Consider the following 20952-nt stretch of genomic DNA (forward strand, 5'->3'; position numbering starts at 1 on the left):
ATGGGCCCGACCCAAAGGTCAGGACCAGGGAGCCGCCGCCCCACGGCAAGCCGCGGAGAGGGCGCGCGAGGTCGACCGCGCAAGGCGGTCGCCAGTCGACCAGTGTACGCCACCACCCGCTAACCCCGCCTTCGGGAGTAAGGGTCGCAACGCCGGGATTGTCACAGGCCCCAGCCCCGCCGGACCGGCGTTAGCTGGCCGGCCAGGCCCGCGTGAGGCGGGCCTGGCAACGTCGAGCCGACCAGGCCGACGTTGAACCGGCCGGACCGGCATTGGCTGGCTGGCCGGGCGTTGGGTGGCCCGGCATTGGCTGGCCCGGCGGGCCGACGTTGGGCTGGCCGCCGGAACCAGGATTGTCCGGCAGCCAGCCCGACCGGCGGATCAGCCGACCGCGAGCGCCGCCGCCACGAAGAGCACCAGGCCGGCGGTGAGATGGGCCGTCGGTGGACGCAGCCAACCGCGACCATCCGCCATCGACAACCCACCGGCACGCAGCCCGTACAGGCCGACGGCGAAGATCGGCACCCCGCTGACGAGGAACATCCCGGCCAGCACGTTCGCCGCTGTCAGTTCCCCGGTCAGCCCGTCCAGCAACACCCGCAGCGCCGGCACCTCGAAGGCCAACACCAGGACGGTGAAGATCACCGCCAACGCCGGGCGGCGCGTCCGATAGACACCGTCGCTCGCCGGGGGAGCCGGCGTCGCCGCGGGCGACAGATCACCGCGCGGCTCGACCGGCGGCATCGCTCCGGTCGGCAGCTCCAGCGGGTTCACCGCCTCGTCGTCGGGGCGGGTCGGCTCCACGATCGGGTACCCGCCCAGCGCGCCCGGCCGCCCCGGCTCCACGACCGGGCCGGCTCCACCAAACGCATCCGCGCTGGAGACCGAGAGTTGGTCACGTGCCTCCCGCGAACGCCGCCCCGGCCGGTCAGCAGCGGATTCACCGGTAGTCTCCGGATCGGCAGCCCGCCGCGAGCGGCTCGCCCGGTAGCCGTCGGTCTCGGACCGGGCGTCGCCGTACGCACCCGTGACGCTGAAACGTCCGGAGTCATCCTCGCTGATCCGAAACGCACCGGAGTCCTCGGGACGGCCGAGTCCTCCCCGCCCGTCGCCGAGGTCTCCGTACCGGCCGTCCCCGCCACCCTGCTCGGGGCCCCGAAGATCCCCCTCGCCGTGGCGGCTCTCACCCCGCCACGTCGGCTCCCCATAACCCCGCTCTCGATCGTCGTGGTACCAACGCGACTCCTGATCTTCAGTGAAACTCCGTCGTCCGTCCACGCCGGCACCGTATGCGACCGACTGCGCGGACGCCATTCGCCGGGTGGCCGCCCCCGGCCTGCACCAACCCACCAACCCTGGTCATCTGACGATCACTGTCTGTATCGACAAGGTGGTCCGCTCCAACTCCCGGCGTAGGCCACGATCGCCACCGAAGGCAATCCCCCTGGCCCGACGAGGGCTTGATCATCGCCCTTGACGCAATGAGAGCTTCATCATCGCCGTTACCACGGCGAGAGCTTGATCATCCGCTCGTCCACAGGCGACCCCGTCGTCCACAGGCCCGTCCCGCCCGGCTGCAGCCCAGAGCCGAACCCGGCACCGTGCCGGGCATGAGCAGACACAACCAGTTGGTGGGCGCATACGGGGAACGCTGCGCCCTCCGACACCTGATCACGGCGGGGCTCCGGCCGGTAGCCCGCAACTGGCGCTGCCCACACGGCGAGATCGACATCATCGCCTGGGACGGCCCAGTCCTCGCCATCTGCGAGGTCAAAACCCGGCGCACCGACACCTTCGGCACCCCCACCGCGGCCGTGACCGGCACCAAAGCCCGCCGGCTACGTCTCCTCGCCGCCCGCTGGCTCGCCGAGACCGGGACCCGGGCCGACGAGGTGCGCTTCGACGTGCTCGCTATCCGCCTCACCGGTGGCCCGCCCCGCGTCGAGCACCTGAAAGGGGCCTTCTGACATGGGAGCGCACCGATGAGCTACGCCCGGGTCCGCTGCGTCGGCCTGGTCGGGGTCGCCGGGCATGTGCTGCAGGTCGAAGCCGACCTCGCCCCCGGCCTGCCCACCGTGGCGATCACCGGTCTACCGGATACCGCCCTGCACGAAGCGCGCGACCGCGTCCGGGCCGCGGTGGTCAACTCCGGTCGGGCCTGGCCCAACCGCCGGATCACCATCAACCTGCTCCCCGCCACCCTGCCCAAACACGGCTCCAGCTTCGACCTCGCGATCGCGGTAGCGGTGCTGGGCAGCGCCGGGGAGCTACCGCTGGCCCCGCTGGATCAGGTGGTGCTCCTCGGCGAGTTGGGCCTGGACGGCACCGTCCGCCCCGTCCGCGGTGCCCTACCCATGGTCGCCGCGGCGGCCCGCGCCGGCCACCACCGGGTGGTCGTTCCCCTCGACAACGCCACCGAGGCGAGCATGATCCCCGGCATCCAGGTCCACCCCGTCCGCAGCCTCCGCCAGCTGGCCGCCTTCCTCACCGACGGCACTCCCCTGCCGCCGCCGCCCCAGGCCACCCGGGCGGACCCCACCCCCACCCTCGACCTGGCCGACATCGCCGGCCAGAGTCTGGGCCGGCGCGCCCTGGAGATCGCCGCCGCCGGCGGCCACCACCTCGCCCTACTCGGCCCGCCCGGCGCCGGCAAGACCATGCTCGCCGAACGGCTCCCGTCGGTCCTGCCCGAGCTGCCCGACGACGCGGCGATGGAGGTGACGTCGCTGCACTCGATCGCCGGCCTGATGCCCTCCGGTGGGCAGTTGATCCGACGACCACCGTTCCAGGCGCCGCACCACACCGCCACGGTCTCGGCGTTGGTCGGTGGTGGCTCCGGCCTCGCCCGCCCCGGCGCGGTATCCCTGGCCCACCGGGGCGTGCTGCTGCTAGATGAAGTTCCCGAATTCGATAGACGCGCTCTCGACGCCCTCCGGCAGCCACTCGAGCACGGCCGGGTCCGGTTGGCCCGCTCCCGAGGCACCGCCGAATACCCAGCCCGGGTGCAGCTCGTCCTGGCCGCCAACCCCTGCCCCTGCGCCAAACCGGCCGGGGACATCTCCTGCGACTGCACCCCGCTCGCCCGCCGCCGCTACCTCGGCCGCCTCTCCGGCCCGCTCCTCGACCGGGTCGACATCCAGGTGACGGTGCGACCGATACGCGCCGCCGAGCTGATGCAGGTGAGCTCCGGCGGCGAGTCGTCCGTCGTGGTGGCCGCCCGGGTCGCGGCGGCCCGCGCGGCGGCCCTCGACCGCTGGTCCCGCCTCGGCCCACGGAGTAACGCCGAACTACCCGGGCCGGTGCTGCGGCGGCCACCCTGGTGCCTGCCCACCCCGGACCTCCGGGAGCTACGTGCTCGGCTCGACCGGGGATCACTCTCGGCCCGGGGCTTCGACCGCGTCCTCCGGTTGGCGTGGACGATCGCCGACCTGGACGGACGGCAGCGCCCCGACGCCGAGGACGTCCGAGAGGCGATCGGCCTGCGCACCGGGGAGGCACTGTGACCAACCGGGGAGAGGCCAGCGCCGAATCCGGGCCGATGGGAAATCCGGAGCCGGCCGGGGTACGAGACCCGATATGCCACCGGTCAGCGGCGGCGCTCGACGCCGACCGCCTCGCCCGGGTGGCCCTGACCTGGATCGCCGAACCGGGTAACCGGTCCGTCTTCAGGTTGGTCGAGCAGCACGGTGCTATTGACGCGCTGACCCTGCTGCGGGAGGGCGGCGCTCCCGAGGACGCACTGCGGCAAACCGTTACCGCCCGACTCTCGGCCGGAGACCCGCTGGCCGTAGCCGCGGAGGCGATGGAGCGCGCCGACCGCCTCGGCGCCCGGCTGGTGACGCCGGCTGACGACGAGTGGCCACTACCCGTCGCCGACCTACGCCGCCTCGTGCTGGCGGGTTCGACCCGCCGGGTCGACCGGGAGACCGCCCCACCGCTCTGCTTCTGGGTGCGGGGCGGGCACCCTATGGCCGAGACGCTGGACCGGTCGGTCGCGGTGGTGGGCGCCCGGGCCGCGACCGGCTACGGCCTCCACGTGGGCACCGAGCTGGCGTACGGACTGGCCGAGCGGGGTTGGACGGTCGTCTCGGGCGGGGCGTTCGGGATCGACGCCGCCGCGCACCGGGGGGCGCTGACCGCCGGCGGGCTGACCGTCTCCGTGCTCGCCTGCGGCCTGGACAGGTCTTGACCGGCAACATGTTCAACGCCTAGAGTTCTATCTATGTCCCAGAAGCGCAAGCGGACCCGTGCCCTTGGGGTCATCCGGCTAAGCAAGCACAGCAACCGCCCTGACGATCCTTCGACGAGTCCTGAACGGCAGCGGCAACACATCCTAAGCGTTGCCGCGTCGAAGGGGATGGAAGTTGTGGGTTGGGCGGAAGACCTGAATATCTCTGCGGTCAAGGTTGCCCCATGGAAGCGTCCGCAGCTTGGGCTTTGGCTGCCAAACCTTAGTCTGGAGAACCCGGCCGGTGGACGCGTAGAGGAATACGATTGCCTCATCTTCTGGAAGATCGACCGGATAGCGCGGTCGGTGGGCGATTTCGCCTTACTCATCAAGTGGGCTCAAGAGAACGAAAAGAATCTGATCGCAACTGATGGTACCGTCGACCTGAGCACTTCGTACGGGAAGGCTATGGCTCAGATTGTAGCCGTATTCGCTGAGCTTGAAGCTGACATCATCAGAGAACGCGTCAATGATGCTCGCCAAGCGCTGCGGGACGACGGGCGCTGGGGTGGGGGTCGATACCCGTACGGCTTAATTCCTCGTCAAGCTGAGGGCGGGGGGTGGAGATTAGAGCACCACCCAGAGAACGCCGAGCGGCTACGCGAGATAGTCCGAAGGGTTATAGCTGGCGAGTCAATGAATGCGATTGGTCGCGACTTCGATACTCGGGGCATACCAACTCCCAGCGGGGGAAAGCTGTGGGAGCAGGTACACCTAACGCCCATCCTTCGGCATCGTTCTCTACTCGGCGAGGCAATGCACAATGGGCAGCCCGTGAGGGATGACCTGGGACGGATCGTGCAAGCGTCTGACCCCCTAGTGACGCGAGTCGAGTGGGACAATCTGCAAAGTCGCCTGGATCAGATATCGATTCCTAAGTTCCGTCAATCGGGAGTATCCATGCTGCTACGCCTCGTTTTTTGTGGGCGCTGCGGGCTACCTCTATGGCTCCGCCGCAAAACGGTAAAAGGTGTCGAGTATCGCTACTCGGGCTGTAGTGGCGCCTGGTGCGCCAGCCAGAAAAGAACTTGTGATGCACCGGGTATCCGCACCGATATCTTGGAGGGCATGATCGAGGAAATGATCCTATCCGTTATCGGGGGCTTAGAGGTGATCAAGGTCATAGAATCGGCGGGAGACGACCGTCGTGAGGAACTAGCGGAAAAATCTGCCAAGCTTGCAGACCTACTAGTTGCGTACGCGGGCGCACCTGAAAGCGTTAAGTCTCGGCTTGCGCCGGACATGGAAGCTTTGCAGGCGAGGGTTTCTGAGCTTGAGGCCCAGCCGGTCATTGAACCGGAGCGGCGGAAGGTGAACACCGGAAAGACCTTCCGTGATTTGTGGGAGTCGTCGGACGACGAAGGTAGGCGCGGGTTGCTAATTGAGGCAGGAATCCGAATTGAGGCCATGAAGACGTCTGCCGACTTCAACGGAATTCCGGCTAGGCTATCCAATCGGCCTGAGCGCGACGATGGGGCGATAATGTTCCACCGTAGTGGTGATGTTGCCGCTGCTATATTTTTGCCGAGAGACCTTTCCGCTCGGGTAACGGGCGACCCTGAAGCGGCTACTCCGGTTGGCCGACAATCCCCGCTTCCGCCATTCCAATGGACATCGTTAGATCCGGTGATAACAGTCTGAATGCCGCCGATCTACTAATGCCCCGGTAAGGCGAGCAGCCCTTGCCGGGGCTTCGCCGTAAGCGCGCTGTTAGGCGGTGCCCCGTTGCGGCGGCGGCAAGCTATATCCGCCTTCCGTATCCCGCTTTGGCAAGGAGCCCTGTAGGGGGCTGCGCATCAATGGCAAAGTTAAGGTGTTGCAGCCGCTGCTAAGGTGTACGGCAGTTGCCGCTTAGCCACAACGTACTGCCACGGCAACAATCACAGTATTGGGAAGGGGTGATACGTCTGTATGAGCTTCTTGTTTGCTGGCCCGTACGGGGCCGTGCATCAAACTGAGCTGCGGAGGATCAGCCGTAACCCCGAGGTCGGACCGGCGCACGTACGGCTGTTCATGCTGGCAATGGCTGAGGCTAACCAGATTGGGCACGCTGAGTTCCGCGCCGGGGCGCTACGGGAATTCCTCGGCCGACCAGACCGGGCAACCGGGCGCGTCACGCCCAGCTCTGCTGCGACGGTCAGCGACGCTATCGCGAAGGCGAAGCGGCTAGGGATGCTGCACGTCGATTCGTGCGCTCGGTGCCTGGTGCTGTCGTCGTACCTGTTCCAGAAGGCCGGGAGGGGCACCATGTCGTGTAGCTTCCACAACGTTCGCAAGGCCCGGATCGAGGCTGCTTAGCCGCTGCGGCTAAAGCTCTTAGCCGTGAGCGCTAAGCGATGTGCGGTGTGACCTGCGTGAACACAAACCGCTCTCACTATAAATTAGGTGTGTTCCCTGTGCTGGTTGACTTCCCCTCACCCGTAGAGTGACGCAAGTCACACACTGAACCACCTACGGGCATACGGGTTTGTAGGTGGTTATTAAGGGTGAGGGGTTGATTGGCAGTCGGCAGCCTTCGGGCTGCCGACCAGTGAGTAATCACCTAGACCAAGCCACCCCTGGGCAGCCTCGGGGCCGCCCAGGCAGCAATTCACACCTTCCCTTCGCGGAAGAGTGGCCTAGGTCACAGCAGATTTCACGCCCAACCATATGAGTTTGGGCGTGGTTATTAAGGGTGAGGGGGTTTTACGGGAGGGAGGGGAGGGAGCGAAGGCGACCGACCCGACCGACCCCAACAGTGACCTACCAGTGTGGGCAGCCCCCTTGGCTGCCCAACAGTCACTACTGCTAACAGCAACAGGGCAGCCCCCTAGGGCTGCCCACTGACAGCAACTACAACCAACAGTCACAGGGCAGCCCCCAAGGGCTGCCCAACAGCAGTAACTACCACTACTACTACGGCAGCCCCCCAAGGGCTGCCAACCAACAGTAATAACCAAACAGTTCTATTCAAACAAGGGCAGCCCCCGAGGGCTGCCTAGTAGTAACAACTAACTACTACTACAGTGGCAGCCCCTGAGGGCTGCCCAACAGTAACCAACTTTTAACTACCACTGTTGGCATTCCCCAAAGAATGCCAACCAACAGAACCAACCACTGTCCCGCAAAGGCAATGAGTTACAACACCTGCACCATCTGCAAACACCTCACACCCCACGGCACCACCCGGTGCCCAACACACAAGCCGAAACCGTTCGCCACCGCCCCACGGTCGGAGGCGCACAACCGCACTCACCCCGAAGTTTGGTATTCCGCGAAGGCAGCCCGCGCGAAACGCGCGTTCCTCAACGACCATCCGGTGTGCTGGGAATGTGGAGCACCCTCAACACATGTAGACCACATCATCCCCACGTCCACACCGGAGGGCCGGAGGCTACTCATGGAGCAGTCGTTGTGGCGTCCTCATTGTGCCCCCTGCTCTAACCGGCAGGGGGCCCGGTTAGGGGCCCAGCGAAGAATCGAGAACCGTGCGACCCCGTTCGGTGAAAGAGCCCCTGGGCTCTGACACACAGTCTAGCTGGGCGGGGGTTCGTGCACTACGGTCTGCATTCCGTACAGAAAAACCCACAAACAGTCTGCTCAGGAAATGCAAACCCACAACCCCCGACCCCCGACAGGGGAAAGGGGCAGAAAAACTTTCCCACAAACTTCACCCACTCCCGCTGCCTTAGGCTCGTTTTTGTGTCTGCACATTCTCCCGGGTTTGTGGGAATTCGAGGGAAACCTTAAATTGTTTCAGTTACCTTCAATGAGAGTAAGGAAATTTCATGGATGATCTGCTTTCGGCGTTCCGTAAGCTGACCGCTGCTGAGGTTCAGGTCATGGCGGATCTCTTCTTTCAACTTGCCCAGTCGGCGCTTGATCGCGGTAGGACTGATTCGGCAATGGCGTACGCGAAAGTCTGCCTGACTGCGACCAGGGTTATCCATTCTCACAGTGGCGCCAGCATTCGACAATGATTCTTAGTGAATGCCGCCCCTGCGTGGGGCGGCATTCTCGTTTGTTCTGATTGGAGATTCTGTTTTGACTACTGAACCTGAGTTTGAGCTTGAGCTAGCAGAAAAGCGCGCCAAGTTGGGAAACCTTTTGAGAGTGACCCGCAACGAGGCTCTTCCGGTGGAGACGCGAATCCGCGCCATTGACAGTCTCGGCCCGGAAGGCGGTTGGGGTGAACCGGGGCGGCAGACCGCTGAGGGTGCGGCGGGTGAGTCGCGGGCGACTGTCGAGGCGGAGCAGCGTCGCGCTATCGCCGCTAGCCCGGCTGGTGTTCCTGGTACCCGCGCCGAGGTGCGTGCTGGGGAGTTGCTGTCCGCTGAGGTGCGGGCCCTCACGGGTGCGTCCGGGATGGGTGCGGCGTTCACCCCGGCCGAGCAGGCCGGGTATGTGCTGGACTTCCTGGGCACCTCTAGTGTCATTGTCCGTAGTGGTGTACAGGTCATCCGCACCAGCGGTGACAGCGTGGTGATTCCTCACATGACCAGTGATGGGGTTGCTGGTGCTGTGGGGGAGGCGGCTGATGTGCCGTTGAGCGACCCGAACGCGGAGTCGTTGACGGCGGTGCCCCGGAAGTTCATGCAGGGCACCCGGGTACCTAATGAGGTTGTCAGCGACGCTAAGCCGTCCGCTCTTGAGCAGCTTTCGAAGTCGCTGATCCGTTCTGTGGGTTTGGCCTACGACTTGAGCTGTTTCGAGGGTGACGGTACCGCCCCGAACGTGCGGGGACTGAAGCATGTTGCTGGTATCCAGACGCTTTCGGCGGGTACTAACGGTGCCGCGTTGGGGAACCTGGATGTTGTCGCTGACGCCCTGGGCTTGCTCGCGGAGGCGAACGCCGACGAGGAATCCGCTGTCATCGTTTTGCCGCCTCGGACGTGGCGGCAGATTTTGAAGCTGAAGGAGGCGACCGGTTCCAACAAGTCGCTTATTCAGGACAGCGCCGGCAGCGCGTCGGGGGGTGTGTCTCGTCGCCTGTTCGGTCGTGCCGTGTACCTGTCCGGGAACCTGTCTCTTACCGAGGCTGAGGGCACGTCGGGGAACGTGTGTAACAGCATCTACGTGTATGTGCCCTCCGAGGTGTACGCGGTCATTCGGGAGGACACCGTTTTCGATGTCAACCCGTACGTCTACGGTGCGACTGACGAAACGCTGGTGACGGCGAAGATGCGCGCTGATCTGCTGGTGCCGAACCCGGCGGCTGTCGTCCGGGTGACCGGCGTCAAGTAGCCCCCAAACCTTTCTGCCCGCCCCCAAGCGGGGGCGGGCGTTTTTCGTCTTTGGAGGTGGCCTGTTGGGTTTGTGGGATCGGATCAGGGAACGTCGTGCGGCACCGGCACCTTCTAGTGGTGTTCTTGCCGCTCTCGGCGGTCAGGGCCCGACGTGGGCCGGAGTGAACGTCAGCCAGGACACAGCCCTCAACCTGTCGGCGGTGTACACGTGCGTGTCGTTGATCGCTGACGCCGTAGCGGCCCTACCTGTTGATGTGGTGCGGACTGTCGGGAAGATGAGGGAGCCGGTCCAGGGCCCGGCGTGGTTGAGTCAGCCGAACCCGTTCGACACGGCGTTTGACTTTTGGCACAAGGTGATGACGAGTCTCCTCACCGACGGGAACGCTTTTATCCGTGTCTTCCGGGGCGGCAACAGCAGGGTTATCGCTGTTCTTCCTCTTGATCCGCGTACGGTTCGGATCGAGCTGACCGATGACGGCAGCGGGGTTGTTTACACGGTCGGTGACTCGACGCTGCCCAGCCGGGAGGTTGTTCACGTTAAGGGATTCGCTGCCGCGAACAGTCTACGGGGCTTGTCTCCTTTGGAGAACGCGAGGCAGACGATCGGGGCGGGGTTGGCTACCGAGGAATACGCCGCCCGGTTCTTCAGCCAAGGGGCCACCGTTTCCGGGATTGTGGAACATCCCGGTAGCCCCAAGCCGGGTGAGGTGGCGGTGCTGGCGCGGATGCTGAAGCGTAGCCACCAGGGCGTCAAGAACAGTCACGCGATCGGTGTGCTCACCGGCGGTGCCTCGTGGAAGCAGATTTCCGTGACCCCTGAGCAAGCGCAGTTCTTGGAAACTCAACGGTTCAACCGGTTGGCCATCGCCGGGGTTTTCCGGGTGCCGGCCTACATGCTCGATCCGACCACGGCTAGTTCGTGGGGTTCCGGTGTCGAAGAGCAACACAACTGGTTTGTCACCCAGACCCTTATGCCGTGGCTGATCCGGATAGAGCAGGCATTCTCCCGCGTGTTGCCGGCCGGGCAGTCCGTGCGGTTCAACGTGAACGCGAGACTTCGCGTTAAGACCGTGGAGCGGTACCAGGCTTACCGCACCGGCATCGAGGCCGGTTTCCTGTCCGTAGACGAAGTGCGGGCCCTGGAGGACCGGAAGCCACTACCAGACGGGGAAGGGCAAGCGTTCCTGACGCCGCCAGCCAAAGGACCGTAGCGGAGACGAACTCAGCAACTAGGACGCCCCGGACCCCCCTTGTCAGGGGTCCGGGGCCCTTTTCGTTGGGCGGTTCACACGATCCTCAAAGGCGGCACCTGGACCGCTGGCTGCCCGCTACGGCCAGCCTTCAATGGCTGGCCCAGGACGGACGCGTCAGAAACGCTGTCCGCCGCGAACACTGCCCTCGAACGCGTCCCACTCCTCGTTGGTGAAGGTGAGAACCGGCCCATTCGGGTTCTTGCTGTCCCGGACAAACCGCTCGCCGTTGTCACCGGACGCGACCTCGACACAGTTCGGGGCGGAGTTGTCACACCTCATCGGCTTCTTCCAGCTCAACTTCTCCACGAGAATCTTCCTCTCTCTTTTCCTCACCGGACGCTGATTGCGACCGGACATCCTCAGGGGGCGGTGGTGTACGTGGGTCAAGCAAGTCATGGGCCAGCAACTCCGCGAACGCCTCACCCCACACCCGACACCGGCGGGGAGTGCCGCACTTCGGGCAGCGCCCATCAACCACTTCGTGCTCGCTGAGGGCTTCCCTCCACCGGGCAACCGTTGCCGGGCATGGTGGCCGGTCCGTCACCGGAGTGCGCCGATCACCACGGCGGCAACAATGACGAGCGCGCAAAGCAGCGCGGTCAGCTTCTGCCCAGCTGTGATTGGGGGGAGGTCCGGTTCCGGCTTCCTATGTACCCGGTCGCCGTCCGGCAACGGGGCTGTCCCGTATGGATCACGGTTGCGATGCGGCGGCGGCCTTCGGTCGTCTGCCATCACAGCCTCCGCAGACCAGCCAGCACAGCCTGCAAAACCGCTGGGTCCGGAGGGCCGGCATTCAACGCCCGCAAAACCTCGTCTGCGTCCAGAGGTTCAGCTGAGCCCTTCAGAGGGACCGTGTAGTGCACCCGCGCCCGATACGCGCGCTCCGGTCGGATCCCGCTGCGGTAGGTGGGGTGCCCCGGGCTGGGGCTGAGTCTCGGCAGTCCCGGCGCGCGCCGTGTCATCATCGGCCTCCGTTCGCTCGCCACGCCTGAGCGGGCGTTAGCCACCCGGCACGACCGGGCCGGGGGAATGCCTCGGTCGGCTGAGTCGCCCATGACGGCGGGGACACCCCTCGGGGTGGATCTGCCGCCTTCTGCCTGACTTGCTGCCGAGCGGCATTCGCCTTCGCGCCTGTGATCACGCCCAGGAACAGGCTAAGCGTGCGCGCAACAGCGGCTATAGAGATCATTACCAGCATTGACGCTCCTAGGGTCCAAGAAGTCCCCGGCGGGTTAGGTTCTCCACCGGCACGCTGTCGGGTTCCACGATGGATGCGCTAGGCATACCCTCACTAGGTGCGTCTGTCAGGTGGGCAGGGTTGAGACAGTCAGGGACGCCCGTGTGACGGTCTGAAATATTGATCTTGATTTTGGGGGACGTTGAAATGGCCGACCTGTCAAACCCGATCGCATCGTTCATCGTTAGTGAGATCCGCCGCGCCAGAGGAGCAGCCGGCATGACACAAGAAGCGTTTGGGCGGGCAGCCGGATACACCGCATCACACGTTAGCTCCGTCGAAAACGGAACACGGGCGCTCACAATCGACTTCATCCATGGAGCCGACCGAGGGCTCAACACCGGCGGACTATTTGAACGCATGATCGAAGAGCTAGGACGACCAAGCTGGTTCGTTCCCTGGTTAGATGCCGAACGCACTGCAACACAGCTCAGGTGTTTTCAACCTTCGCTCATTCCTGGCCTACTACAGACCCAGGACTACGCCCGGGCGGTGATCCGGTGCGATGACCGGCTCAGCGAGGAAGAGGTTGATCGGAGGCTCGTCGAAAGGATGGACCGGCAAGAAGTCTTGACCAGAAAGGACCCTCCCCACTTCATAGCGGTTATTGCCGAATCGGTGATCCGTCGAGCGGGCGAAGACTTCCGTGACATCATGGCCGGTCAGATTAAGCACCTAATCTCACTTGCGGAAAGACCCAACATTAGCGTCCACATCCTGCCTGACGAAATCAGTATGCATGTCGGGCTTACTGGCCCATTCAGCCTCACCTGCGCCGGTCACCAGTGGCTAGCGGAGATGGAAAACCAACTAGGGGGCACGGTTGTAGACCAAGACGACGACGTAGATACTCTGATGTCACGGTGGGAGACGGTGCGCAACGAGGCACTACCTCGCCGCCAGTCAGTCGAGCTGATGAAGGAAGTAGTGGACTCATGGACCTGATCGGCGCTCAGTGGCGCAAGTCGACCCGCAGCGGCTCCGGTGGCGGCAACTGTGTGGAGGTCGCCGGCAACCTCCCCGGCATCGTGGGTGTTCGGGACAGCAAAGACCCGACCGGCCCGGCGCTCGTGTTCGGCCCCGAGGCGTGGCGGTCGTTCGTCGCGTTCACCAGCAGCGGGCACGTAGCCCGCTAAGGCGCTACACGCACGACGAAACCCTCGACCCTTCCCTGCATTGGGAGTCGGGGGTTTTTGCGTCCATAGGACACGTACAGCCGGCTGCGTGGCAGCGCTGAGCCAGTAGCCGACGCAGGCTGGCAGGCATCCATGAGCTGATGGCTAGCCTTGAACATCTTGACGGATAGGACAGGCCGTACCCGACGGGCAACACCGCCCTCTTCGACCGGATCGCCGACACCGGGCTGCTGGTTAGCGAGTGGATACCGGGAGCGGATCCGCTGCGGCCCCGGTTCCTGATCCGCAACCGGGTGATCGCTGCGGCGACCCGGGGCAGCGTACTGGTCGAGGCCGCCGCCCGCAGCGGAGCGACCCAAACGATGCACCGGGCCCTGGCGATCGCCCGGCCGGCCATGGTGGTGCCCGGCCCGGTCACCTCCACCATGTCCGTCGGGGCGCACGAGTTGCTTCGGCAATACCCGGAAGCCCGGCTGGTCGTCTCCCCCGCGCAGGTGCTCGAGGAGGTGGGCCGCATCGGCGGGGACCTCGCACCGCAGGTCCGGGGGCCCGCACGGATACAGGACCAGCTCGACGACGAGTCCACGATGGTGTTGGAGGCGCTACCCCGGCGGGGCGTACGCGGAGTCGACGACATCGCCGCCCGGTCCGGGGTCATGGCGCGGACGGCGTTGCGCAAGCTGGCCCTCCTCGAGGAGTTGGGCCTGGTCAGCCGACGCGGCGACGGGTACGCGCTCTCGCCCCCGTTGACACGACAGGAGCCGTTGACGTTTCAGGAGCCGTTGGGGCCGCAGAGGCCGGCCCTGCCTGGCGACGCCCCATAGACACTGCGCAAGGCGCCCGTAGGCTGATTCGATGCACGCCGACAAGCAGCTCACCATCGGTCCGCCGGGCCGGCTCAACGGCTCGTGCGAGGCCCGCCGGTGAAGCGAGGCGAAGCGACCCGGGCCCTACACGCGGCGCTCCCTGCGCCGCTACGCGAGGCGGCGGACGACTTCGCGACCCAGCTATACCAGGTCCAGAACCGCTCCACCCACACCGTCCGGGCGTACGTCGCCGATGTCATCAACCTGCTCGACCACGCCGTACGGGCGGGAGCCCGGACTCCCGCTGACCTCACGCTGGCACAGATCCGCAGCTGGCTGGCCCGGCAGCGCACGACGGGAGCCGCCCGGACCACACTGGCCCGAAGGTCCGCCGCGGCCCGTACCTTCAGCACCTGGGCCCACCGCGACGGCCGACTACCGACCGACGTCGCCGCCGGCCTGGCCAGCCCCCGCGCCCACCGGGAGCTACCCGCCGTACTCCCGGTTGATCAGGCCGCCGCCCTGTTGGAGGCGGCGCACGCGGCGCCCCAGGACCAGCCGGCCGACGACGTCCCGCCGGGTGCCGCCGACCCGGCCCGGCTGCGAGACCAGCTGCTGCTGGAGCTGCTGTACGCGACCGGAGTCCGGGTCAGTGAGGCGTGCGGGCTTGACATCGCGGACGTGGACCCGGGCCGGCGGGTGCTCCGGGTGTTCGGCAAAGGGGGCCGGGAACGCAGCGTGCCGTACGGAGTCCCGGCGCAACGGGCGCTCGACGCGTGGCTACGCCACGGCCGCCCCGGGCTGGTCGGCGCTCGGTCGGCGAACGCGCTGCTGCTCGGGGCGCGGGGCGGCCGACTCAACCCGACCACCGCGCGGGGGATCGTCGGCCGGTACGCGACCGCGGCGGGCCTGCCCCGGACGAGCCCACACGGGCTGCGGCACGCGGCGGCCACCCACCTGTTGGAGGGCGGCGCGGACCTGCGGGCGGTGCAGGAGTTCCTGGGGCATTCCTCGCTGGCCAGTACCCAGATCTACACCCACGTGTCGGTCGAGCGGCTGCGGGCCGTATATAGGCAGGCCCACCCCCGGGCATGAACCGAACGACCCGCCCATGGCTACGCCCCCACACCATGTGACGTGGGGGCGCAACCATGCGTGGCAGGCTCTCGCTACTCAGGTCGCAGCCCTGAACCGCCCTACCGTCGACTCAACGCTCCGCCCGAAGTGTTCGCTCCACGGAAGGCTCACCAGGCCGCCCGGTCGGCGTCTTCGTCGGTCAGGGCAGTTCCGTCGTCGATCTGCGCCGCACCCTCATCGGCTGGCACCGCCTGCTCGTCAGTCTGCGCCGCGCCCTCATCGGTCGGCACCGACCGCTCGTCAGTCTGCGCCGCACCTTCATCAGTCGATGTAGTAGCACCCTCAGCAGTCCACCCGGTGTCCTCACCGGTCGACAAGGTGCCCTCGTCAGTCAGTGCAGCAGCACCCTCGTCAGTTCGCGCGATACCCTCGCCGGTCGACAAGCTCCCCTCGTCGGCGGAGGCAGACCCCTCGTCGATCCGCGGAGAGCCCTCATCATCGCCCAGGATCTCCGGACCCGTTCGCCCAACTCCACCGCCAACTGCCTGCAGAATCGCCTGCTGGTAGCGGCCTGCCGCTTCCTTACTCGTGAAACCCGTGCACGAGGTGACCTGCCGGGTTTCAGTGATCTCGGGCGAGAACCAGTCGTAGATGTCTGTTTCTCCGGCCTCCGCTGTCGCCGGCGAACCGGTCTTCAGCCGGTAGCCCGCCTGCTGACAGACCTGGTCTTGCGGCCGAATCAGATGCCACGCGGCGGCTGCATCAAAAATCGGGTACGCGGGGCCGAAATCAATCTCCTTCAGCAGTTCTAGGCGCGGCATCGAGGACTCGCCGTAGAAACGTGCGAGCGGATTCGGGCTACTGGCCAGCCGCTCCAACTCCGGGATCGGAATCGGCGCCAGCGAGGAGAGGTCGAAGGTGATGGCCGTAAACGGAATATACGTCTGATCTAGAATGATCTGCTCAGCGCGGGGGTCCATGATGTAGTTGAAGTCAACCAGCGGGGTGCCGAAAATCTCGAACACAGTCGTCGGCTTGCTGCCGACGAGGGCGACAATCCGGGAGATGAGGGAGGCCTCTTCCGGAAAGTTCATGGTCAGACACGCCACGTCGGTCAACGGCCCGATCGCCAGGATTGTCAACCCGCCGGTCTCCCGCAGCTGGTCGGCCATGAATCGGACACCGTCGTTGACGCAGGTGCCGGTCAGATCCGCGCCACCGGTGGTCTGCTGGGCCTCGACCGGCAACCAGACCTCCGCCCCCTGCACCACGGGTATGTCCGCACCGAGTGCGTCAACTGTCGCCTGAGCGGTGACCACGGTCGGCTTGGCCATCGAGTTACCCATGGTCGCCACAACGCCTCGCACATCAACCCCGTGAGCCAACGCAAGGGCGAGCGCGTACGAGTCGTCAATGTCCGGGGCCGAAGTGGATATACCGTTACGGGAGCCCGTGGTTAGCCCCATCGACATGTCAGTAGAGAAAATCACGGGTTCACGGATTCGACTACCCGGATATTGGGGCTCCTCGGAGTAGTAGAGTGGGAGAGCACGGCTACCGTGATCGGGCGCACCCCAACCCTCGTCTTGTACCGCTGGAGAAGCGCCCGGCGTTAACGGCGACGTGGGTTCCGCGAGCGCGCGCGGCATACTGCTCGCGACCCCGACCGCCACGGTGCAGGCGAGCGCCCCGGCAGCAATCGTGGACGCGCTCCTGAACGTCGGACGTACCATTTTCCACATCAGCATCACTTCCTGGGTGTGAAGATTTCCGCCTCGGAACCCCCTTGCTCTCAGCTGGCGCAGTGGACTCGACGTTCCGCCGACACCAAGCGATACCGGTGGTGCACACCCGTACGACACCTGAGCCGGATGCAGCAGCTATGCGAGCTTTGTTCACGGGCGCTGTCAGTCGTCACAGTATCCAGGCTTTGGGTGGTATTATGGGTTTATCTCAGGTTTGACCGGATCGGGTAGCCGTTCGGGGGACGGCACCACATACACCGACACCCGGGTGTCGGCTTGCCCCACAGCCGCGACCCAGACGAGCGAAATGGCGAACCGGTCCCAAGCCCGCCCTGACGGGGCAACGCCACGGGACCTACCGGAACCAGCGCGCTGAGGAGGAGGGGCCCAGCTGAACAGCTACGCTGGAGACCGATAGTCGCGCCCGTCAAGGCAGTAGAGGATCCGGTATTCCACGAACCCCAGCCGACACCTCGACCCGTCGCGCAGCTCGGTCGAGCACAGCGGGATCGGGTCGTAGACCGGGGTCAGGCCCGCAGCAAGGACGGTCAGGATACGTTGTGGGCCGCCTTGTGCAGCCAGATCAGCATATTTCAGTCGATCAGACCTGCACGCTGCCGCACCGTCGGCTCGATCAGCCAGCAACGCCTCCACCTAACGCGAACCCACCCATGCGACTCCAGCGCTGCCGACAGCTGCACGCACCCGCCCTCAGCGCGGGGATCAGGCGCACAGCCAGTTCCCACCCTTCCGCTCGCCCATCAGCCGGTCGGCTACAGCGACGCGAGGGACCCGCCGGACCGCCGGCCAGCCACAGCGCGGCGTAGATCGTTTCGTCATCGTCGATGCCCACCGTCTGGTGGGCGGCGGCATGCCTGACGGCAACTCCCAACAGCGTCTGGTCCGGATACCCAGCACCTGCCCACCACTGAAAGCTCCGGCGGAGTCGGGTCGCGGACGGGCAATACGGTCATGCTGCAAATGCGCCAGTATGGACGAAAGGCGCGGCCGTCACGCTTGACCTCGCCAGTGGACATCGTCTACCAGGCCCTCCACACCTACGCGGAACTAACAGTGGAGCTATGCAGAGTCCCAGAATGACCGAAATCGGGTCAAATTCATTGTCGACAAGCACAGAGATCATGCAGCGGTCGTTCCCGTTCCAGGGGACCTGGGGTCACCTCAGGAAGGACGACTGGAGCAGTAGGAGGGAGCTATTACGTGCGAGCCCATGACGCCCCTGAATGTCTGCGTCATCGTGGCAGGTGGAAGCCCACTCCTGCCACGACGACGCAATCGATTAAACTCACTCCACGCCGTTTGCAGCTCGATCAGATGAAAGGTCCGTCCAACACTTCGAACGAAGCCCTTTTGGCAAGCACATACCGCTTAGAGTAACTAGTTGCTGGATCTTGAATTGTGAACGGAGACCAATCATCAGGCCCTGGATCCAAGTCAAGGACGAATTGATCGCCCAAAAACTCGAGCTTCAGACCATCATAGAGGACTTGAAATGGATCGCTGGGAGTCTCACTCAGACTGTATCCAAGAATTTCCCCCAAAGTTAATCGCACTAGCTTCCAACCAAAAAGTGCCCCATAGGGAGCTCCATCACCTTCAGCCGTACGATCGAGGGCTTGGATCTCTAACTCAATCTGACGCCCTTCATTATTACCGCGTGGAAGCACAACAGCTATACGACTAATTACCCCATCCTCGAAGGAGAGAAACCTATCAAGGAAGTCAGGTATAGCCACCAACTCCCCCGAATTATCCACAGCCCCCTCACTCATGGGCACAGCTTCCACACTGACGGAAGATCACGCTCTGGAATATGCGGACTACCAGAGCCGTGACCGCCGCCATTCGTTCCCGGATGATCAATGATACGACCGTGAGGACCCCCAGTTCCGTGATCCTTGAAATCGAAATGACCAACCGCTTTCCCTTCAGCATCATAAATCGTATTCTGCACAGGCGTGCCGTCCTTTCCCATACGGGTGTAGACGGAACTTGGCGAAGCGCCATCCCATGGAGTCCGTCCAGTTCCTGAATTGCAGCCCCCAGCGGGAAGGCCATCGGCTCCAGTCGGGCAGACATAGGGACCATTGTTATGGACAAGAACCGGCGCGGTGCCAGCCATCACATAGTACGTGTGGCCTTGTTACGGTGGCTGCGGCGATGTCATGGGTTCGATCTTGGCGGTGATCTGGGCTTTCGCTCAACCGCTCGTTGGCGGTTCATCGGTTGTGGGCGGTTTTGACAGCAGTCGTGACAGCAACGTGGGGGCACGTCGGGCTGCGTGGGGCGACGGGCTGGGGTGTCTACTCGGTCGGTCGTCTGGTGGTGTTGGTGGGTTTCTTCTTCTGTGTGCGGCGGTTGATGAGGCGGTCGACGGCGGTGATGCGTCGGTGCAGGCGGGTGGAGCCGGCGTCGATGGCGGTGGTGTCGATGCGGTGCAGGACGGCGCGGGCGGCGTCGAGGTTGCCGGTTTTGGCGTGGCCTTCGGCGAGCCAGGTTTGGTAGAGGGCGACTTCGCGGGCGTGGTCGTGGTTGTAGCCGGCGAGTGCTCGGGTGAGCAGGGGTTCGGCGGAGGTTGGGGTGCCGAGTTCGATGAGGCAGCGGGCGGCCATGACGTCGATCTCGGTCTGGTTGAGCCAGTACACCCATTCGGGTTCGGCGTTGCCGTCGCAGTGTTGGTCGTAGGCGTCGTTGACGGCGTCGAGGGCGCGGCGGGTGGTATCGGTGTCGCGGAGGCGGGCGGCGGCCCAGGCGAGGCGTTCCAGCAGCAGCGCCCGCACGAGCGGGCTGGCGTGCGGGGCGCCGGTGACGGCGGAGCGGGCGATGAGCAGGGCATCGTCGCGTTTGCCGATGTTGGTGATCTGGTAGGCGAGGCTGGACAGCAGTTGCGCGCCCAGCGCCCGGTCGCCTGCCGCGTCGGCGGCGGTGACGCCGGATAGGTAGAGGCGTTGGGCGTCGGAGTAGTTGCCGGCGTCGCTGGCGACCCAGCCGGCGAGTTGGGCCAGTTCACCGATCACGGTGTACAGCCGTCTACCGGAGGCGTCGGTGTAGGAGGCGGTGCGGGCGAGGTGTTCGGCTTGGTCGAGTTCGGCGCGGATGACGGGGAACAGGGTGCGGCTGCCGACGGTGTCGTCCAAGTGGCGGAGGTCGATCACCCGGGCTTCCAACGTTCGGATCAGGGTTGCGCCGATGCGGCGGCCGGCGCGTAGGCAGCCGGTGGCGGGTGGGCTGTCCAGGAGCCATTCGTGGGTGCGGCGGACCGGGTCGGCTGGGGTGCCGATCGGTACACCGAGGGCATGTTCGTAGCGTTCAACGATGTCGGGAGTGGCCTGGCGGCGGCCGGTTTCGACGAGGCTGAGGTAGGGCTTGCTGAAGTGGGTGAGCGCGGCCATGCCGGCGAGGCTGTGTCCGGCGGCTTCGCGGGCGGCTCGCAGGTGGGCGCCGAGGTCGGCGGGGGTGTCTGTAGACGGGGGAAAACCCTCGCCTGCTTCCATGGTCATCTGTCTCCCCTGATCCTGGTGGCAGGCCCAGCGGGGACGTGCATCGAGTCCGAACCTGGCTGGCGCCCGTTTCGGGAGGGCCGGGACCAGGGGTTTTGGCGATCGGCACTCGCCTCGACCCAGTGTTGCGGCCCCGGTCCTCCCACCGTAGCCCACGACGCCGCCGAAAGGGTGCCAGCGATGACGATGCATCTACCAGTTCGTCCGGTATGGACGTGTGCCGGGTGCGGGCAGGTATGGCCGTGCCTGACCCGCAAACGTCAATTGTTGGCCGAGTTCGCCGGCGCGCGGGTATCGCTGATGCTCTACCTCACCCAGTTCTTTGTCGAGGCGTGTGTGGACATGCCCACCACTACCACGGGAACGCTGTATCACCGGTTCTTCGCCTGGCCCTACGAACCAACCGACGCCCCGCCCAGGCGGCAAGATCGTCAACGCCTTCAGGGATAAGGACTCCGCCTGGCAAGCCACCGAAGAACTCGCCACCCTCCAACAAGCACACACCGACCTCACCGACGACCTCGCCGCCTACGAAGCCAAACTCGGACGAGCCGCCGCCAGCGAAGCGCCCAAGCCCGCCGAGCCGCCGGCACCGAAGAGGGCACGCCGCAAACCAAAGGAGCAGCCCAGCAGCCCGCCACCGGCGGAGCGACTGGGCTAAGAATTGCTTCACCCAATCAAGAGACGGCCCGGCAGAGCCGGGTCGCGGGCGCACGCGCTACAG

General features: G+C 65.2%; 17 protein-coding genes and 3 pseudogenes. 14 read left to right on the top strand and 6 right to left on the bottom strand.

Going from position 1 to position 20952, the window contains the following annotated elements:
- Positions 1-381: 381 nt before the first annotated feature.
- A complete protein-coding gene (locus tag B116_RS0100055) occupies positions 382-1314 on the bottom strand; it encodes a hypothetical protein (RefSeq protein ID WP_027658829.1) in 933 nt (310 codons plus the stop codon).
- 296 nt (positions 1315-1610) lie between these two features.
- On the opposite strand from B116_RS0100055, the gene B116_RS0100060 reads away from it, so the two are divergent.
- The 8 genes and pseudogenes from B116_RS0100060 to B116_RS0100085 all read left to right on the top strand — a co-directional run bounded on the left by B116_RS0100060 (position 1611) and on the right by B116_RS0100085 (position 10664).
- Positions 1611-1967, top strand: a complete 357-nt coding sequence (locus B116_RS0100060) for a YraN family protein (protein ID WP_018722116.1) — start codon at positions 1611-1613, stop codon at positions 1965-1967.
- 15 nt (positions 1968-1982) lie between these two features.
- On the top strand, positions 1983-3503 hold the full coding sequence (locus tag B116_RS0100065; RefSeq protein WP_027658830.1) for a YifB family Mg chelatase-like AAA ATPase: 1521 nt from the start codon (positions 1983-1985) through the stop codon (positions 3501-3503).
- A gap of 35 nt (positions 3504-3538) precedes the next feature.
- Positions 3539-4183 (top strand): annotated as a pseudogene (locus tag B116_RS24540) (DNA-processing protein DprA); the annotation flags it as partial.
- A 39-nt stretch (positions 4184-4222) separates the two neighbouring features.
- Positions 4223-5869 carry a recombinase family protein gene (locus B116_RS26025; protein WP_082312610.1) on the top strand — a complete coding sequence of 549 codons (1647 nt, stop codon included), beginning with the start codon at positions 4223-4225 and terminating at the stop codon, positions 5867-5869.
- A gap of 270 nt (positions 5870-6139) precedes the next feature.
- Entirely contained in the window at positions 6140-6526 is a 387-nt protein-coding gene (locus B116_RS0100075; RefSeq protein WP_027658831.1) for a hypothetical protein, read from the top strand.
- Positions 6527-7995: 1469 nt separating this feature from the next.
- Entirely contained in the window at positions 7996-8187 is a 192-nt protein-coding gene (locus tag B116_RS24550) for a hypothetical protein (RefSeq protein WP_033667198.1), read from the top strand.
- 133 nt (positions 8188-8320) lie between these two features.
- Positions 8321-9451, top strand: coding sequence for a phage major capsid protein (locus B116_RS0100080; RefSeq protein WP_027658832.1), 1131 nt, complete (start codon positions 8321-8323; stop codon positions 9449-9451).
- Between the two features lie 163 nt (positions 9452-9614).
- Positions 9615-10664, top strand: coding sequence for a phage portal protein (locus B116_RS0100085; protein WP_027658833.1), 1050 nt, complete (start codon positions 9615-9617; stop codon positions 10662-10664).
- Positions 10665-10820: 156 nt separating this feature from the next.
- On the opposite strand, the gene B116_RS0100090 is transcribed toward B116_RS0100085, so the two are convergent.
- Together B116_RS0100090 and B116_RS28025 are read right to left on the bottom strand one after the other, a co-directional pair.
- Entirely contained in the window at positions 10821-10985 is a 165-nt protein-coding gene (locus B116_RS0100090) for a DUF397 domain-containing protein (RefSeq protein ID WP_082312620.1), read from the bottom strand.
- 261 nt (positions 10986-11246) lie between these two features.
- On the bottom strand, positions 11247-11438 hold the full coding sequence (locus B116_RS28025) for a hypothetical protein (protein ID WP_082312624.1): 192 nt from the start codon (positions 11436-11438) through the stop codon (positions 11247-11249).
- Positions 11439-12090: 652 nt separating this feature from the next.
- On the opposite strand from B116_RS28025, the gene B116_RS0100095 reads away from it, so the two are divergent.
- The 4 genes and pseudogenes from B116_RS0100095 (at position 12091) to B116_RS0100110 (ending at position 14980) form a co-directional block, all read left to right on the top strand.
- A complete protein-coding gene (locus tag B116_RS0100095) occupies positions 12091-12888 on the top strand; it encodes a helix-turn-helix domain-containing protein (RefSeq protein WP_027658835.1) in 798 nt (265 codons plus the stop codon).
- Positions 12879-13079 (top strand): DUF397 domain-containing protein, encoded by a 201-nt coding sequence (locus B116_RS0100100; protein WP_026274624.1) that lies wholly within the window; start codon positions 12879-12881, stop codon positions 13077-13079. Before B116_RS0100095 ends, B116_RS0100100 begins: the two co-directional genes overlap by 10 nt.
- 170 nt (positions 13080-13249) lie before the next feature.
- Positions 13250-13903, top strand: a pseudogene (locus B116_RS24555) (DNA-processing protein DprA); the annotation flags it as partial.
- A gap of 99 nt (positions 13904-14002) precedes the next feature.
- A complete protein-coding gene (locus B116_RS0100110; protein ID WP_027658836.1) occupies positions 14003-14980 on the top strand; it encodes a tyrosine recombinase XerC in 978 nt (325 codons plus the stop codon).
- Positions 14981-15129: 149 nt separating this feature from the next.
- On the opposite strand, the gene B116_RS0100115 is transcribed toward B116_RS0100110, so the two are convergent.
- The 3 genes from B116_RS0100115 to B116_RS0100130 all read right to left on the bottom strand — a co-directional run bounded on the left by B116_RS0100115 (position 15130) and on the right by B116_RS0100130 (position 20228).
- The gene (locus tag B116_RS0100115; RefSeq protein WP_027658837.1) at positions 15130-16434 is read right to left on the bottom strand and encodes a nucleoside hydrolase; all 1305 of its coding nucleotides are present in this window, start codon (positions 16432-16434) and stop codon (positions 15130-15132) included.
- Positions 16435-18038: 1604 nt separating this feature from the next.
- Positions 18039-18500: a hypothetical protein gene (locus B116_RS27270; protein ID WP_155255703.1), complete on the bottom strand. Its 462-nt coding sequence runs from the start codon at positions 18498-18500 to the stop codon at positions 18039-18041.
- 531 nt (positions 18501-19031) lie between these two features.
- On the bottom strand, positions 19032-20228 hold the full coding sequence (locus tag B116_RS0100130; RefSeq protein WP_027658838.1) for a helix-turn-helix domain-containing protein: 1197 nt from the start codon (positions 20226-20228) through the stop codon (positions 19032-19034).
- 180 nt (positions 20229-20408) lie between these two features.
- Between B116_RS0100130 and B116_RS28030 the strand changes: the two genes are divergently transcribed.
- On the top strand, positions 20409-20678 hold the full coding sequence (locus B116_RS28030; RefSeq protein ID WP_027658839.1) for a hypothetical protein: 270 nt from the start codon (positions 20409-20411) through the stop codon (positions 20676-20678).
- Positions 20641-20889, top strand: a pseudogene (locus B116_RS28710) (GntR family transcriptional regulator); the annotation flags it as partial. The gene B116_RS28030 and the pseudogene B116_RS28710, both read left to right, overlap by 38 nt.
- Between the last annotated feature and the right edge of the window lie 63 nt (positions 20890-20952).

Origin of the sequence: Salinispora fenicalii, from assembly GCF_000514815.1 — a bacterium.
Classification (GTDB): domain Bacteria; phylum Actinomycetota; class Actinomycetes; order Mycobacteriales; family Micromonosporaceae; genus Micromonospora; species Micromonospora fenicalii.

Coding starts and splice junctions, on each gene's coding strand:
- B116_RS0100075 (WP_027658831.1), top strand. CDS start 6,140: ATGAGCTTCTTGTTTGCTGGCCCGTACGGGGCCGTGCATCAAACTGAG.
- B116_RS0100095 (WP_027658835.1), top strand. CDS start 12,091: ATGGCCGACCTGTCAAACCCGATCGCATCGTTCATCGTTAGTGAGATC.
- B116_RS0100090 (WP_082312620.1), bottom strand. CDS start 10,985: ATGAGGTGTGACAACTCCGCCCCGAACTGTGTCGAGGTCGCGTCCGGT.
- B116_RS26025 (WP_082312610.1), top strand. CDS start 4,223: ATGTCCCAGAAGCGCAAGCGGACCCGTGCCCTTGGGGTCATCCGGCTA.
- B116_RS0100055 (WP_027658829.1), bottom strand. CDS start 1,314: ATGGCGTCCGCGCAGTCGGTCGCATACGGTGCCGGCGTGGACGGACGA.
- B116_RS0100065 (WP_027658830.1), top strand. CDS start 1,983: ATGAGCTACGCCCGGGTCCGCTGCGTCGGCCTGGTCGGGGTCGCCGGG.
- B116_RS27270 (WP_155255703.1), bottom strand. CDS start 18,500: ATGAGTGAGGGGGCTGTGGATAATTCGGGGGAGTTGGTGGCTATACCT.
- B116_RS28025 (WP_082312624.1), bottom strand. CDS start 11,438: ATGGCAGACGACCGAAGGCCGCCGCCGCATCGCAACCGTGATCCATAC.
- B116_RS28030 (WP_027658839.1), top strand. CDS start 20,409: ATGACGATGCATCTACCAGTTCGTCCGGTATGGACGTGTGCCGGGTGC.
- B116_RS0100100 (WP_026274624.1), top strand. CDS start 12,879: ATGGACCTGATCGGCGCTCAGTGGCGCAAGTCGACCCGCAGCGGCTCC.
- B116_RS0100060 (WP_018722116.1), top strand. CDS start 1,611: ATGAGCAGACACAACCAGTTGGTGGGCGCATACGGGGAACGCTGCGCC.
- B116_RS0100130 (WP_027658838.1), bottom strand. CDS start 20,228: ATGACCATGGAAGCAGGCGAGGGTTTTCCCCCGTCTACAGACACCCCC.
- B116_RS0100115 (WP_027658837.1), bottom strand. CDS start 16,434: ATGTCGATGGGGCTAACCACGGGCTCCCGTAACGGTATATCCACTTCG.
- B116_RS24550 (WP_033667198.1), top strand. CDS start 7,996: ATGGATGATCTGCTTTCGGCGTTCCGTAAGCTGACCGCTGCTGAGGTT.